Below are 14,153 nucleotides of genomic sequence, written 5' to 3'. Positions count from 1 at the left end.
ACCGAATTTCGTTCGGCAGCGACCTTCGGCTGCCGATTGTCACTCTAACTTCGGCCGTCATGACCGCACATGAGCAGCTCGTAGCCCGCCGGGGCCGGCGTTCCGGCATCACCACGATGGTGGCCGTCCATTCGACCGTGCTCGGTCCCGCCGTCGGCGGTTGCCGCTTCAAGCCCTATGCCACGCTCGAAGACGCCATCGGTGACGTCCTGCGCCTGTCGGCCGCCATGACGGCGAAGTGCGCCGTCGCCGGGCTGGCGTTCGGCGGCGGCAAGAGCGTCATCGCGCCCGAGCCGGGCCGCGTGCTCTCGCCCGAAGAGCGCCGGGCCGTCCTGCTCGACCACGCCGACCTCATCGCCGAGTTCGGCGGCCGCTACCAGGCGGGCCCGGACGTGGGCACCGGTCCGGCCGACATGCTGGTGCTCCGCGAAGCCTCGCCGTACGCCTTCTGCACGCCCGAGTCCGCGGGCGGAACCGGTTCCTCCAGTGGCCCGACCGCCGTCGGCGTGCTCGCGGCGCTCCGGGCGGCCGGCCCGGCGGACATGGCGGGCCGCCGGGTGGTGATCAGCGGCCACGGTTCGGTGGGCGCCCACCTCGCGGCGAGCCTCCAGGCCGCGGGAGCCGACGTCGTCGTCTCCGACATCGACCCGGCCAAGCGAGCCGGCGCCGAAAAGCAGGGGCTGACCTGGGTGGAGCCGGAGAAGGCACTCAGCCTGACGGCCGACGTGGTGATCCCGGCGGCGGTCGGCGGGGTGCTCAGCCCGGAGACCGTGGCCCGGCTCGACACGCCGCTCGTCGTCGGCCCGGCCAACAACCAGCTGACCGCCGACGCGGTCGCCGACGACCTCGCCGCCCGCGGTGTGCTGTGGATCCCGGACTACGTGGCGAGCGCGGGCGGGATCCTGTACACACTTTCGCGCGAAGCCGAAGGTCTCGGCCACGAGGCCGCGCTCGCCCGCGTCGAGACGATCGAGGACACCGTGCGCACCCTCCTCGCCGCCGCGGAGGCCAACGCGACCACCCCGCTGCACGAGGCGGCCGCCCTGGCCGAACGCCGGCTCACCCCCTCGTGAGTGGTAAGGCGCGTTCCAACCCGCCTTACCACTCACGACCGGCGGGCGCGGAGGGCGGCGAACACCTCGGGTGACGTTGTGCGCTCGCCGAGGCGGACCGGCTTGCGGGCGCCGTGGAAGTCGCTCGATCCGGTGACCAGCAGCCCCAGGTCCGAGGCCACCGCCCGGAGCCCGTCGCGGACCTCCGGCGGCTGCTCCGGGTGGTCGGCTTCGACCCCGGCGAGGCCCGCTTCGCGAAGGGCCGCCAGCTGAGCGTCCGACACCTCGGCGCGCCGCTTGACCGAGCGCGGGTGGGCCAGCACCGCCACGCCGCCGGCCGCGCGGACCAGCGCGATCGCGTCCACCGCGGCCAGCACGTGCTTCGGGACGTCGGCCCGGCCGCCGTCGGCGATCCACTCGGCGGTGAAGGCGTCGGAGATGCCCGCTTCGGCCAGCGCCGCGGCGATGTGCGGCCGGCCGAGCGGCGCGCCCGCGGCGATCGCCCGCACCCGGGCGAGGGTGATCGGTGCGCCGAGCTCCCGGCAGCGCTCGACCATCCGCACCCCGCGGCGGTCGCGGTCGGTGCGGATCAGCGCCAGCTCGGCCGCCAGGGGCTCGTGCCCGGGATCGACGAACAGCCCCAGCAGGTGCACCTCGGCGTCGTCGAGCCGGCACGAGATCTCGACCCCGGGAACCACCTCGACCTCGGCGGCGGCCCGCCCGGCCGCCTCCAGGCCCGCGAAGGTGTCGTGGTCGGTGAGCGCGAGGACCGTCAGCCCGGCTTCGGCGGCCAGCCGCGGCAGGTCCGCGGGCGGCGTGGTCCCGTCCGAGGCCGTGCTGTGCGTGTGCAGGTCGATCGTCATGCCGCGGATCGTCGCACGGGTGCGGCGCGCGGTGGCCCGGTCGACTTGAATGGGGGCGTGGAGATCCTCACCGACGCCGCCACGCTCGCGCTGTACACCACCGACGCGTCCAACTACCGCCACGTGCCCCGCGGCGTGGTGCTGCCGCGGACTGTCGACGACGTCGTCGCCGCGGTCGCTTCCGCGCGCGATCGTGACCTGCCGGTGATCGCGCGCGGCGGCGGCACGAGCGTCGCCGGGAACGCGTGCGGGCCGGGACTGGTGATCGACACGTCCCGGCACCTCGGCGGCGTGCTCTCCCTGGACCCGGACGCGCGGCTCGCGCGGGTGCTGCCCGGCACGGTGCTCGACGACCTGCAGGCGGTCGCGGCCCCGCACGGCCTGCGGTTCGGTCCGGACCCGTCGACGCACAGCCGCTGCACGCTCGGCGGGATGATCGGCAACAACGCGTGCGGCTCGCACTCGGTGGCGTGGGGGCGCACGGTCGACGTCGTCCGCTCGCTGGAGGTCCTGCTCTACGACGGCACCCGGCTGCGGGTGGGCCCGGACGAGCCTGCCGAGGGCCGGATCTTCGACGAGCTGCGCGCGCTGGTGCGCGACAACCCGGCGTTGCTGCGCAAGGAACTTTCGACGTGGCCGCGCCGCGTGTCGGGCTACGGCCTCGAACACCTGCTGCCGGAGAACGGGTTCGACGTCGCCAAGGCGCTGGTCGGGTCCGAAGGCACGTGCGTGACCATCCTGGAGGCGACGGTCTCGCTCGCCCGGCTCCCGGACCGCAAGGTGCTCGCCGTGCTGGGGTTCCCGTCCGACATCGCGGCGGCGGACGCGGTTCCGGCGATCCTGCCGTGGTCGCCGCTGACCGTCGAAGGCGTGGACGCCGAGCTCGTCGCGATGCTCCCCGGCCGGGCGGCCGACCTGCCGCCGGGCGGGGCGTGGCTGTTCGTCGAGCTGGCCGGGGACGACCCGGCGGCGCGGGCGAGGGACCTGGCCGCGTCGCTCGACCTGACGGGCTTCGCGATCCTCGACGACCCGGCCGCGCAACGCCGGCTGTGGCGCATCCGCGAGGAAGGCGCCGGGCTCGCGACGCGGCTCGCCGACGGCTCGGAAGCGTGGCCCGGCTGGGAGGACGCCGCCGTCCCGCCGGAACGGCTCGGCGCGTACCTGCGCGAGTTCAAGGAGCTCATGCGGGCGCACGGCCGCCGCAGCGTCGTCTACGGCCACTACGGCGAAGGCTGCCTGCACCTGCGGCTGGACTTCGATCTGCTGTCTTCCGGCGGCATCGCGGACTTCCGGCGCTTCCTGGAGGAGGCCGCGGACCTCGTCGCCGCGCACGGCGGCTCGCTGTCCGGCGAGCACGGCGACGGCCAAGCGCGGTCCGAGCTGCTCTCGCGGATGTACAGCCCGGAGATGCTGGACGTCTTCGCGCGCTTCAAGGCGATCTTCGACCCGGCCGGGCGGATGAACCCCGGCATCCTGGTGGCGCCCCGGCCGATCGACGCCGATCTGCGGGTGCGGTCGACGTCACAGTCCATTGAGGACACCGTCTTTCTCGGCTATCCCGAGGACCGGGGGAACTTCGGGCAGGCGATGCGGCGCTGCGTCGGCGTGGGGAAGTGCCGCAACACCAGTGGCGGCGGCGTGATGTGCCCCAGCTACCGGGCGACTCGCGAGGAACAGCACTCGACGCGCGGGCGCGCGCACCTGCTCGCGGAGATGATCAACGGCGAGGTCATCACGGACGGCTGGCGCTCCACCGAGGTCCGCGACGCCCTGGACCTGTGCCTGTCCTGCAAGGGGTGCCTGTCGGACTGCCCGGTCGACGTCGACATGGCGACGTACAAGGCGGAGTTCCTGCACCAGCACTACCGGCGGCGGCTGCGCCCGGCGTCGCACTACTCGATGGGCTGGCTGCCGCTGTGGCTGCGGCTCAGCGCTGTTGCCCCGCGCCTGGCCAACGCCGTCGGGCGGTCTCGGCTGGCGGGGCTGGTGAAACGGCTCGGCGGGATCGCGCCGGAACGTTCCCTGCCTTCGTTCGCTGCTTCCCCTTTCACGTCGTCACGCGCGGATCTTCGGCGGAAGGCGACAGGGGAGCGCCGGGTGGTGCTGTGGCCGGACTCGTTCAACAACTACCTGACGCCTTCGGTGCTCGACGCCGCCCACGAGGTGCTCACCGCGGCCGGCTACGACGTCGTGCTGCCGGACCGCGGAGTCTGTTGTGGACTGACGTGGGTGTCGACGGGCCAGCTCGGCGTCGCCCGCCGCGTGCTGGACCGGACGCTTTCCGTGCTCACGCCGTATCTGGAGGACGGCTACGAGGTAGCGGGCCTGGAACCGAGCTGCACGGCGCTGTTCCGCGGTGACCTGCCCGCGCTCATACCGGGTGACGCACGCGCGGAACTGCTGGCCTCGCGGACGTTCACCTTCGCGGAACTCCTCGAGCGGGCGCCGATCCCGTTCGCGGCGCTCGATGTCGACGCGATCACGCAGGTGCACTGCCACCAGCACGCGGTCCTCGGCTTCGGCGCCGACGAGTCCGCGCTGGCGGCCGCGGGTGTCCGCAACACCACGCTGGACTCGGGGTGCTGCGGCCTGGCGGGCAACTTCGGGTTCGAGCGCGGCCACTACGACGTCTCGAAGGCGGTCGCGGAGGACCGGATGCTGCCCGCGATCCGCGCGGCTTCGCCGGAGACGGTGGTGGTGTCGGACGGCTTCAGCTGCCGGACGCAGATCGCCCAGGAGTCGGGCCGGACACCGGTGCACCTGGCGGAACTGCTGCGCCGCGCGCTGCCGTGACTATTCGCTGCGCTCCAGCAGCGTCTTGGTCGCGGCGAGGACGAGCCGGCAGATGTCGTCGGGATCGGCGCCGGCCAGCGGTTCCAGCCCGGAGATCTCGCGGACCAGCGCGATGCCCATGAGCCAGGCGAGCGCGAGGTCGGCGCGCAGTTCGGCGTCCGGGGCGTCGGTCAGCGAGGCGAGCACCCCGGCGTACTCCCGGCCGACCTCGTGCCGGATCGCGGCCGCGACGCCGTCGCTGCCCGACGAGCGCAGGTACGTCTCCAGCGCCCGGTTCCGGTTCCCCTCCGGGGCCAGCATGCTGCGCAGCGACGTGCTGAAGAGCCGCTCGGGCGGGGTGGCGGCGAGCTGTTCGCGCCCCGACCGGGCGATGACCGCCTCGAACAGCGCCTCCTTGCTGCCGAAGTAGCGGAACAGCAGCGACTGGTTGGCCCCGGCCAGCTTGGCGATGTCCCGCACGGTCGTCCGGTCGAAGCCACGCTCGGCGAACAGCTTCGCGGCGGCGTCCAGCAACGCCTGCCGCGTCGCGGCCGCGTCCCGTCTGCGCCCAGGCTGCTCGCTCATCGGAGCAGGCTAACCGGCAAACCGGACGCGGGCGCGAGGGGACCCTAGGCGCCGGAGAGGCGGATCGCGGCGGCCGGGCAGGTCAGTTCCGCCTGCCGGACCGCGTCCTCCTCGCCGGCGGGCGGCTCGGCCGCGAGCAGGACGACGGTGCCGTCGCCGGAGTTCTGGTCGAACGTCTCCGGCGCCAGCAGCACGCACTGCCCGGACGAGACGCAGCTGCCGGTGTCGACGGTGATCTGCACGCTCACCACTCCACGGGAACGCGCTCGACACCGCCGGCCACGCGGTTGGTGCGCACCGGGATCTCGTCGACCCCGACGGCGAGCCGCAGGCCCGGGAAGCGGCGGAACAGCTTCGGGAACACCGTGCGCAGCTCGGTGCGGGCCAGGTTGGCGCCGATGCAGACGTGGGCGCCGGTGCCGAAGGCGAGGTGCACGTTCGGCGTCCGGTCCGGGTCGAACCCGTCCGGGTCGGCGAACACCGCCGCGTCCCGGTTGGCCGCGTCGCTGGAGATCAGCACGGCGTCGCCGCGCCTGATCCGCGTCCCGGCGATCTCGACGTCCTCGTGCGCGTACCGCAGCAGGCCGGTGCCGCTGGTGGCGGTGAGCCGCAGGATCTCCTCGACGGTCTGGTTCACCTCGCCGTCGGGGTCGGCGGCGAAGCGGTCGCGGCGGGCGGTGTCGGCGAGCAGGAACAGCGTGCCCATCGCGATCCGCGTCGACGTCGTCTCGTGGCCGGCGAACAGCAGCCCGGCACCCATCCGGGCGAGGTCCTCGTCGGTGAACGTCGGGTCCTCGGCCTGGACCGCGACCATGTCGGAGATGACGTCGGGCTGCGGGTCCGCGCGCCTGGCGTCGGCCAGCTTCGTCATGTAGGCCATGAACTCCGCCATCGCCGCCTGAGCGTCCTCGCCGCCGTCCATCACGGCGATCCGCTCGGACAGGCCGCGGAAGTGCTCCCGGTCGGCGTAGGGCACGCCGAGCAGTTCGCAGATCACCAGCACCGGCAGCGGAAACGCGAGGAAGTCGGTCAGGTCGACGGGGCCGCCCACGCGCGCGGCTTCCATGTCGTCGAGGCAGCGGTCGGTGAGTTCCGCGATGCGGTCGCCGAGGGCGCGCATCCGGGGCGCGGAGAACGCGGGCGCGAGCATCCGGCGCATCCGCTTGTGCACGTGCTCTTCGGTTTCGAAGTCGCCGCTCGGGCCGTCCTGAACCGCGGCGTAGGAGATCCGCGACGCCTGTTCCGGCGCCGGGTGCGACCGGCCGAAGCGGCGGTCGCGGAAGACCTCCTTGGCCTCCTCGTAGGACGTCACCAGCCAGGCCGGGTCGCCGGCCGGCGTGAGCACCCGCGTCACCGGCGCCTGCCGCCGGAGGACCTCGTAGTCCGGGGCGATCGCGAGCGCGTTCGCGCGGGCGAAGGGCAGGCGTGGCGTTTCTTCGGTGGTGGTCATGCGTCTTCCCTCGGGTCGGTGGTGAGGTCGGCGAGCCAGCGGAGTTCGGCGTCGAACTTCCCGAGCACGTGCTGCAGCGCGGCCCGGCTCCACGGGTCGGCCTGCCCGGCGGCGAGCCCGGTGAGCCGGGCCTGCTCGGCGGTGAGCGCTTGCCTGCGGGTCTCGAGCACGCGCCTGCGTTCCGGCGGGCGCAGCCAGGCGAAGTTCCCGACGCGGGCCAGGAACTCGGGCTCGTTGAGCGCCAGGTCGGCCGGGAAGTCCGCGAGCATGTCGTGCAGCAGTTCCCGCCCGACGTCGGTGATCGTGTAGACGTGCCGCGGCGGTTTGGCCTCCTGCTCCTCGGCGCTGCGGCTCACCGCGCCCGCGTCGACGAAGCGTCGCAGGGTCGGGTAGAGCGAGTTGTTGGACAGGGTGTGACCGGTCGACGCCTCCACGGCCTTGCGGAGTTCGTAACCGTGCATCGGCTCGGCGGCCAGCTTCGACAGCAGGAGGATCTCGATCCACACCTAGGTCACCGTAACCTAGGGTCCGGTGACCGGGCAATGGCGGATCGTGACAGGTGGGGAGAAACTGTGTAGCGTTGTAAGCAGCTGCTTACAATCGAGCACGGGGGTTCCCGCATGACCGCCACCCACGCCGAGCCGCTCGCGTACCCGTTCAACGAGGAGGCCGGCCTCGACCTGAACGAGGCCTACGCGGCCGCCCGGGACGCCGAGGGCCTGATCCGGGTGAAGATGACCTACGGGGAGCCGGCGTGGCTGGCCACCCGCTACGCCGACGCCCGGCTGGTGCTGGGCGATCGCCGGTTCTCCCGGGCGATGGAGAAGGAGAAGGACGCGCCGCGCCGCTCGCCGGCGGTCCGCGACGGCGGCATCCTCCAGATGGACCCGCCCGACCACACACGGCTGCGGACGCTGGTCGCGAAGGCGTTCACCGTGCGCCGCGTCGAGCTGCTCCGGCCGCGCGTCGCCTCGCTGGCGGCCGGCCTGATCGCGGAGATGAAGGCGGCCGGCCCGCCCGCCGACCTCGTCGACGCCTACGCGCTGCCGATCCCGGTCGCGGTGATCTGCGAGCTGCTCGGCGTCCCGGTCGCCGACCGGCCGAAGTTCCGCGTCTGGAGCGACGCGGCCCTGTCGACCAGCAGGCTGACGCCCGAGGAGTTCGAACGCAACCGCGAAGAGCTGCGCGACTACATGCGCGGCCTGATCGCCGAACACCGCGAGCGGCCGCAGGACGACCTGATGACGGCGCTGATCGAGGCCCGCGACGTCCGCGACCGGCTGACCGAGCTGGAGCTGGTCGACCTGTGCGTCGGCATCCTCGTCGCCGGCCACGAGACGACGGCGAGCCAGATCCCGAACTTCGTCTACGCGCTGCTGGACCAGGAAGGGCAGTGGGAGCGGCTGTGCGCCGACCCGGACCTGATCCCAGCCGCCGTCGAGGAGCTGCTGCGGTTCGTGCCGCTGGGGGCGGGCGCGGGGTTCGCGCGGTACGCCACCGAAGACGTCGAGGTCGGCGGCGCGCTGGTCCGGGCGGGCGAGCCGGTGCTGGTGGCGATCGGCGCGGCGAACCGCGACGGGCTCCAGTTCGACGACGCGGAGAAGCTGCGCTTCGACCGGCCGGAGAACCACCACCTGGGCTTCGGCCACGGCGTCCACCACTGCCTGGGCGCGCCGCTGGCCCGGCTGGAGCTGCAGGAGGCGCTGCGCGCGTTGGTCACCGAGCTGCCGGGGCTGCACCTGGCCGGCGATATCGTGTGGAAGACGCAGATGCTCGTCCGCGGACCGCGGACGATGCCGATCGGATGGTGACCATGACCTGGCAGGTGGAAGTCGACGAGCACGTCTGCATCGGCTCGGGGATGTGCGCGGCGCTGATGCCGGAGGTGTTCGTGCTCGACGGACCGGTCGCGCACACGCTGACGTCCTCGGTCGAGGCGGACGAAACGGTCCTCGACGCGGCGGACTCCTGCCCGGCCATGGCGATCACGGTGACCGACGGCGGCCGCGAGATCGGCCCGCGCCCCTGAAGACACCGTGCTCGGTGACGACGGCGGTGACGAGCTCGTGCGGGGTGACGTCGAAGGCGGGGTTGAACACGCCCGCGTCCGGCGGCGTGATCGGCACCTCGCCGTAGTGGGTGAGCTCGCGGGCGTCGCGTTCTTCGATGGCGACGCCCGCGCCGTCCGGTAGTTCCAGGTCCACTGTGGACGAAGGAGCGACCACGACGAACGGCACCCCGTGGTGGCGCGCGGCGATGGCCAGCCCGTAGGTGCCGATCTTGTTGGCGACATCCCCGTTCGCGGCGATCCGGTCGGCGCCGACGAGCACGCAGTCGACGAGCCCCCGCGCCATGGCAGCGGCGGCGGCCCCGTCGGGCTGGACGCGGTAGGGAACGTTCGCCTGCGCGAGTTCCCAGGCCGTCAGCCGGGCCCCTTGGAGCAGCGGCCGCGTCTCGTCGACGAGAACCTCTTCGACGAGCCCGCGGGTGTGCAGGTGCCAGACGACACCGAGGGCACTGCCCCACCCGACGGTGGCCAGCCGCCCGGCATTGCAGTGACTGAGCAGCCGAAGCGGCCGTCGCGGGCACTCGGCGAGCACAACCTCGGCGGCATGCCTCGACGCGGTCTCGTTGAGCAGCTCGTCTTCGTCGAGCAGGGCCCGGGCTTCGGCCAGGACGGCGTCGGCGCCTTCGCCGAGCTTCGCGAGGGCGCGTTCAACGCCCCAGGCGAGGTTGACGGCGGTGGGCCGCGCCCGGGCGATCAGCTCGGCGTCCTCGCGAACGTCCCCGCCGGCCTGCGCGGCCAGCGCGACACCCAAGGCCCCGGCGGCCCCGAGCGCGGGAGCCCCGCGGACGGCGAGCCGCCGGATGGCATCGACCAGCGCACCGACGCTCCGCAGCTCGAGCAGCCGGAACTCACCGGGAAGCGCGGTCTGGTCGATGATGACAACGGCACCATCCACCCAGTCGATGGTCCTGCGCACACGCCCTCCCGAACTCGGCCCCGACGTCCCAGACCATTCAACGTCACGACCAGCCCGGACACACGTGATGACCGCCCAGTCACGCGAGATGGCCCGCCAATCACGCGAGATGTCCGTCCAATCACGCGAGTTACGCGCTCAATCACGCGAGTGACGGGCTCGGTCACGCGAGTGCGGCGTACCGGAACAGTCGGCTCGCGTACCTGGAGGGTCGACTCGCGTGATCGAGGCCGGAACTCGCGTGATCGGAGGGCGATCTCGCGTGATTGGGGAGTCATCTCGCGTGATTGGCGGGCCATCATTCGTGATTGGCGGGGCATCACGGGACCGGCCGCCTTGCCCTGGCCCTCACCCCGACCGGCGGCCCTGCCCGGCCCGCGGCGGGCGGGGGTCAGAGCCCGGCCATCAGGTCGGTTTCCGTGATGCCCGGGCCCTGGCCCGCGCGGATGAACCACTCCGTGCCGAACGCGAACGTGAACGCGTCGTCCGGCATGGCCAGCATGAACATGTCCTCGCTGATCTGGCTCGGGTGGGCCCGCATCGCCGCGCGCTTCACCGGTGCGTACTTCGACACGTCGACCGCCGCCGTGATCTCGGCCTCCGGTTTGCCGAACTCCACGTTCTCCGGGGGCTTGGGGGCCGCCTCCGGGGGGATCTGGCCGTTCGCCACCGCCGCCTCGAAGCCGCGCTGCATGAACTCGCGGTTGAACGTCGCCTGGAAGACGCGGGGCGTGCCCGCCAGCTCGGCCGCGCGGATGCCGACGCGGTGGACCTGGATGTGGTCCGGGTGGCCGTAGTCGCCGTTGTCGTCGTACACCGTCAGGACGTCCGCCGACTCCTCGCGCAGGATCGCCGCCAGCTGCTCGGCCGCCTTCTCGACGTCGGCGCGCCAGAAGCAGGCCGGGTCCTCGTTCGTCGGCTCGCCCATCATCCCCGAGTCGCGGTAGCCGAGGAACTCGACGCGCTCGACGCCGAGGATCTCCGCGGCCGCGTGCGCCTCCTGGACGCGGCGGTCCTCCAGTTTCTCGCCCTCGGCGAGGAAGCCGTCGGGTACCTCGCCGACCTCGCCCTTCGTGGCGACGACGAGCACGACCCGGTGCCCCTCTTCGACGGCCTTGCGCATGACGCCCGCGGTGCGGAGGCACTCGTCGTCCGGGTGGGCGTGGAAGGTGACCAGTGTTCCCATGTCAGCGACGTTACCGGCAACCCCCGACAAAAACCGCCCGCGAGGATGCGCTCCAGCCCGCTAAGGTCCGCGACCGTGAGCGAGAAGACCACGTTGCTGGCGTTCCTGCGGGCCCAGCGCGCCAGTGTCCTGGCGATCGTCGACGGCCTCGGCGAGGAAGCCCTGACGACGGCGGTCCTCCCGTCCGGCTGGACCCCGTCGGGCATGGTGGAACACCTCGGGGACGCGGAATGGCACTGGTTCCGGGAGATCGTCACCGGCGCCGCGGGGCCGGACCCCGGCGAACACGCGCCGCGAACCCCGGCGGAAGTCTTCGCCTACTACCGCGAACAGTGCCGCCGGTCCGACGAAATCTTCGCCGCGACGCCGCTGTCCGCGACGCCGAAAGGGCGTCACCCCGGCCCGCTCGGCGACGAAATCACCGATCTGCGCGGAGTCGTGCTGCACCTCATCGAGGAGACGGCGCGGCACGCCGGCCACCTGGACGTGGCGCGGGAGCTGCTCGACGGCCGCACCGGCTTGGGCCCGCGCTAGGACTGTTCCTTCGGGCACCACCAGGTCGACCGGCCGCCGACGGTGCCGTGGCTCATCTCCGCCCCGCAGCGCGGGCAGTGGTCGCCCGCGCGGCGGTGGCCGATGATTTCGCCGGTGTGCACGCCGCCGTGGCGGATCGCCGCACGCAGTGCCTTCCGCAGCGCCTTGTGCAGGTCGGCGAGGTCGTCGCCGGTCAGCTCGTGCACCGGCCGGGCCGGGTGCAGCGCGGCCTGCCAAAGGGTTTCGTCGGCCAGCAGGTTGCCGATCCCGGCCACCACGGACTGGTCCAGCAGCCGCGCCTTCAGCGGCGCCCGCCCCCGGCCGACGCGGTCGGCGAAGTCCCGGCGCGAGATCTCCCCGGCGTCGGGGCCGAGCGTGTCCAGGTCCGGGTCGAGCCGCACCCGGCTCAGCCGCCGCGTGTCGAACAGGCGCAGCTGTTCGCCGTCGGCGAAGGTGATCCCGAACCGGAACCACTCGGGCTTCTCGTCGCGGTCGCGGAAACGCCGGGGACCGGGCGGTCCGCGGTGGCCCGCGAACCGCAGCTGGCCGGCCATCCCGAGGTGCAGCCCGAGGTTCGGGCCGGGCTGCCCCTCCCGGCTTTCTGTTTCACACCAGAGCGTCTTGCCCCGCCGGTGCGCCTCGGTGAGCCGGCCACCCCGCAACGCGGTGGCGATGTCCCCGGGCGCGTGGGGACGGCAGACCCAGTCGTCGTGGTCGTCGACGTCCCGGATCTCCCGGCCGAGGGCGCCGGCGAGGACCTGACGGGCGAGTTCGACTTCGGGGAGTTCGGGCACCCGGCCAGTCTCCGGCACGGACGCCGGTCACGCCGCGCGACGCGGTCCGGCGGCCGGTCAGGACCGGCTCGCGGCGGCGGTGGTCTCCCAGGCGAACCCGTCCGGGTCGGTGAACGGCTCGGCCGCGCCGCCGACCGCGATCCGGTGCGAGCCGCTGCCCTCGGGCGGGACGCCGGCGTCCTTGGCCAGCGCCTTGCGCCGGTACAGGGCCAGCTTGACCGGGCTCGATCCCGCTTCGAACTCGACGTACACCTTGCCGAAGCTCTTGCCGACGGCGAGGCCGCGGCCGACGTAGAACTTCTTGCTCGCGGCGACGTCGGCAACGCCCAGAAGCAGCACGACGGCGTCGATCTTGCGGGTGGCCGGCCCGGTGTTCTTCTTGGCCGAAGTGGCGAGCTTCCAGATCGTCCCGTCCGGCGCCCGGACGGTGCCGCCGTAGCCCCACATGGACTTCGTGGCGGGCTTGATCGTGGTCGCGCCGGCCGCCAGGGCGGTGCCGATGAGGGAGTCGACGTCGGCGGGCTGCGGCACGGTGAGGGAGAGGGTGAAGCCGCGGAAACCGTCGCTGGGGGCGTCCGAGACGCGGAAGCGCAGCTGGCTGGTGAGCCCGAAGGCGTCGGCGTAGAAGCGCTCGGCGGCGGCGGGATCGGTGACTTCGAGGGTGATGACTTCGCTGTTCGTCATGCCGGTAACGCTAGGTGCGGCGCGCTGACCGGCGCTTCTCGATTCCTGACCGGTCCTGGCGGCCCGTCGCCGGAAAAGGGCTGGGCGGGACGCGCGCGCGGCTGGTAGCTTTCCCCTGACCGTGACCCGGCCCGAGGAGGTGAGACCCGTGAACGTTGTACGCAATGGGTGCTCCCCCTCGTCGTCACGGGCGGGCGGCTGACGCAGGTGTCGCCGGGAGCGCTACGACCGGCTTCCGAAAGGCGACACCATGAACCATCTGCACGAACGACCGGGCGTGGCCGGCCGCGGGGAAGTGTCCCGGCGACCGGACGGACGCCTCTTCCTCAGCATCGACACGTGGGACGACGCGGACTTCGCGCTGCTCGCGGCCGACATGCTGCCGGCCCTGCCGAGGCCGTTGTACACAGTGGTCGACGAAGCCGACGCGGATCTGCGCGCCCGCTGGGAAACGGCCGGATTCACGACGCGACGCCGTGAGTGGGAGTACGTCCTCGGCACGGCCCGCGGTGCCGTTTCCGCGGACGTGACAATCTCCCAGCCGTCCGACGAGCGCCGGCTGAGCGCCCTCGAGGACACCATCCGCGCCGAAGTGTCGGCGGCGGTCGGCTGGCAGGAGATGCCGGCGGAGATCCTGCCCCGCCCCGACGTCCCGGACGTCACGAAGTACGTGGTCGCGGAGTCCGCGGGCGACTACGTGGGGCTGGTCCGGCTGGCGGCCGTGACACGGCAGCCGCGCATCGGGCTGATCGCGGTCCGCGCGGATTGGCAGCGCCGCGGGATCGGCCGCGCGTTGCTCACCTCCGTGCTGGACACCTTGTACTACAAGGGAATCCGGACGGTTTCGGCCGAAGTGCACGAGGCGAACCTGGCGGCGGTGGCGCTGTTCGAGGGCGCCGGAGCGCGGCGGGCCGGCAGCAACCTCGAGCTGGTGTTGCGCTGATGGACGGCATCGAAGTCGAAGGCACGGTGGTCGAGTGCCTGCGCGGGGCGACGTTCCGGGTGGAGCTCGAGAACGGGCACAAGGTGCTCGCGCACATCAGCGGGAAGATCCGGAAGAACTTCATCAAGATCCTGCCGTTCGACCGGGTCCTGGTGGAGCTGAGCCCGTACGACCTGAACCGGGGGCGGATCCTGTTCCGCTACCGGACGTAGTGCGGTAGCGGAGGCGGGGGGCCGGGGGCCGCCGCCCCGGGCGCCCCAGCCCCCCCAAAAAAACCAGACAAAAATTGAACAAGCGCGCGGTCGC

General features: G+C 72.7%; 16 protein-coding genes. 7 read left to right on the top strand and 9 right to left on the bottom strand.

Annotated elements, in window-relative coordinates:
* Positions 1-59: 59 nt before the first annotated feature.
* Entirely contained in the window at positions 60-1,073 is a 1,014-nt protein-coding gene (locus AB0M93_RS30890; protein WP_364279628.1) for a Glu/Leu/Phe/Val dehydrogenase dimerization domain-containing protein, read from the top strand.
* Between the two features lie 32 nt (positions 1,074-1,105).
* Here AB0M93_RS30890 and AB0M93_RS30885 read toward each other — a convergent pair whose 3' ends face one another.
* The gene (locus AB0M93_RS30885) at positions 1,106-1,915 is read right to left on the bottom strand and encodes a PHP domain-containing protein (RefSeq protein ID WP_364279625.1); all 810 of its coding nucleotides are present in this window, start codon (positions 1,913-1,915) and stop codon (positions 1,106-1,108) included.
* A gap of 57 nt (positions 1,916-1,972) precedes the next feature.
* On the opposite strand from AB0M93_RS30885, the gene AB0M93_RS30880 reads away from it, so the two are divergent.
* Positions 1,973-4,708 (top strand): FAD-binding and (Fe-S)-binding domain-containing protein, encoded by a 2,736-nt coding sequence (locus tag AB0M93_RS30880; protein WP_364279622.1) that lies wholly within the window; start codon positions 1,973-1,975, stop codon positions 4,706-4,708.
* Here the strand turns inward: AB0M93_RS30880 and AB0M93_RS30875 are convergent, their stop codons facing one another.
* The 4 genes from AB0M93_RS30875 to AB0M93_RS30860 are packed head-to-tail and all read right to left on the bottom strand — an operon-like array spanning position 4,709 to position 7,228.
* Positions 4,709-5,272, bottom strand: a complete 564-nt coding sequence (locus AB0M93_RS30875; RefSeq protein ID WP_364279619.1) for a TetR family transcriptional regulator — start codon at positions 5,270-5,272, stop codon at positions 4,709-4,711.
* Positions 5,273-5,316: 44 nt separating this feature from the next.
* Entirely contained in the window at positions 5,317-5,514 is a 198-nt protein-coding gene (locus AB0M93_RS30870; RefSeq protein ID WP_364280133.1) for a ferredoxin, read from the bottom strand.
* A gap of 2 nt (positions 5,515-5,516) precedes the next feature.
* Positions 5,517-6,722: a cytochrome P450 gene (locus AB0M93_RS30865; protein WP_364279617.1), complete on the bottom strand. Its 1,206-nt coding sequence runs from the start codon at positions 6,720-6,722 to the stop codon at positions 5,517-5,519.
* Complete coding sequence (locus AB0M93_RS30860) at positions 6,719-7,228, bottom strand: PadR family transcriptional regulator (RefSeq protein ID WP_364279614.1); 510 nt, start codon at positions 7,226-7,228, stop codon at positions 6,719-6,721. The genes AB0M93_RS30865 and AB0M93_RS30860 overlap by 4 nt, the downstream gene beginning before the upstream one ends.
* 114 nt (positions 7,229-7,342) lie before the next feature.
* On the opposite strand from AB0M93_RS30860, the gene AB0M93_RS30855 reads away from it, so the two are divergent.
* Both AB0M93_RS30855 and AB0M93_RS30850 read left to right on the top strand, forming a co-directional pair.
* A complete protein-coding gene (locus tag AB0M93_RS30855; protein WP_364279612.1) occupies positions 7,343-8,533 on the top strand; it encodes a cytochrome P450 in 1,191 nt (396 codons plus the stop codon).
* A 2-nt stretch (positions 8,534-8,535) separates the two neighbouring features.
* Positions 8,536-8,751 carry a ferredoxin gene (locus AB0M93_RS30850; protein WP_364279609.1) on the top strand — a complete coding sequence of 72 codons (216 nt, stop codon included), beginning with the start codon at positions 8,536-8,538 and terminating at the stop codon, positions 8,749-8,751.
* Here AB0M93_RS30850 and mtnA read toward each other — a convergent pair.
* Complete coding sequence (gene mtnA / locus AB0M93_RS30845) at positions 8,708-9,706, bottom strand: S-methyl-5-thioribose-1-phosphate isomerase (RefSeq protein WP_364279606.1); 999 nt, start codon at positions 9,704-9,706, stop codon at positions 8,708-8,710. The two genes, AB0M93_RS30850 and mtnA, sit on opposite strands and share 44 nt — an antisense overlap.
* Before the next feature lie 391 nt (positions 9,707-10,097).
* Positions 10,098-10,892, bottom strand: coding sequence for a PIG-L family deacetylase (locus AB0M93_RS30840; protein WP_364279603.1), 795 nt, complete (start codon positions 10,890-10,892; stop codon positions 10,098-10,100).
* Positions 10,893-10,967: 75 nt separating this feature from the next.
* On the opposite strand from AB0M93_RS30840, the gene AB0M93_RS30835 reads away from it, so the two are divergent.
* Positions 10,968-11,426 carry a DinB family protein gene (locus AB0M93_RS30835; protein WP_364279600.1) on the top strand — a complete coding sequence of 153 codons (459 nt, stop codon included), beginning with the start codon at positions 10,968-10,970 and terminating at the stop codon, positions 11,424-11,426.
* On the opposite strand, the gene AB0M93_RS30830 is transcribed toward AB0M93_RS30835, so the two are convergent.
* Together AB0M93_RS30830 and AB0M93_RS30825 are read right to left on the bottom strand one after the other, a co-directional pair.
* Positions 11,423-12,220 (bottom strand): DNA-formamidopyrimidine glycosylase family protein, encoded by a 798-nt coding sequence (locus AB0M93_RS30830; protein ID WP_364279597.1) that lies wholly within the window; start codon positions 12,218-12,220, stop codon positions 11,423-11,425. The genes AB0M93_RS30835 and AB0M93_RS30830 overlap by 4 nt on opposite strands.
* Positions 12,221-12,277: 57 nt before the next feature.
* Positions 12,278-12,904 carry a glyoxalase gene (locus AB0M93_RS30825; RefSeq protein ID WP_364279595.1) on the bottom strand — a complete coding sequence of 209 codons (627 nt, stop codon included), beginning with the start codon at positions 12,902-12,904 and terminating at the stop codon, positions 12,278-12,280.
* Between the two features lie 250 nt (positions 12,905-13,154).
* Here AB0M93_RS30825 and AB0M93_RS30820 point away from each other — a divergent pair, with 250 nt between their 5' ends.
* Together AB0M93_RS30820 and infA are read left to right on the top strand one after the other, a co-directional pair.
* Positions 13,155-13,847 carry a GNAT family N-acetyltransferase gene (locus tag AB0M93_RS30820; RefSeq protein WP_364279593.1) on the top strand — a complete coding sequence of 231 codons (693 nt, stop codon included), beginning with the start codon at positions 13,155-13,157 and terminating at the stop codon, positions 13,845-13,847.
* Positions 13,847-14,059, top strand: a complete 213-nt coding sequence (gene infA, locus AB0M93_RS30815) for a translation initiation factor IF-1 (protein ID WP_364279590.1) — start codon at positions 13,847-13,849, stop codon at positions 14,057-14,059. The genes AB0M93_RS30820 and infA overlap by 1 nt, the downstream gene beginning before the upstream one ends.
* The last annotated feature ends 94 nt before the right edge of the window (positions 14,060-14,153 follow it).

The sequence above is a fragment of the Amycolatopsis sp. NPDC051102 genome, from assembly GCF_040682815.1.
In the GTDB taxonomy this organism is placed as follows: Bacteria; Actinomycetota; Actinomycetes; order Mycobacteriales; family Pseudonocardiaceae; genus Amycolatopsis.
Note: the sequence above shows the minus strand (reverse complement) of the source record. Positions and strands in the feature narration are given on the sequence as shown.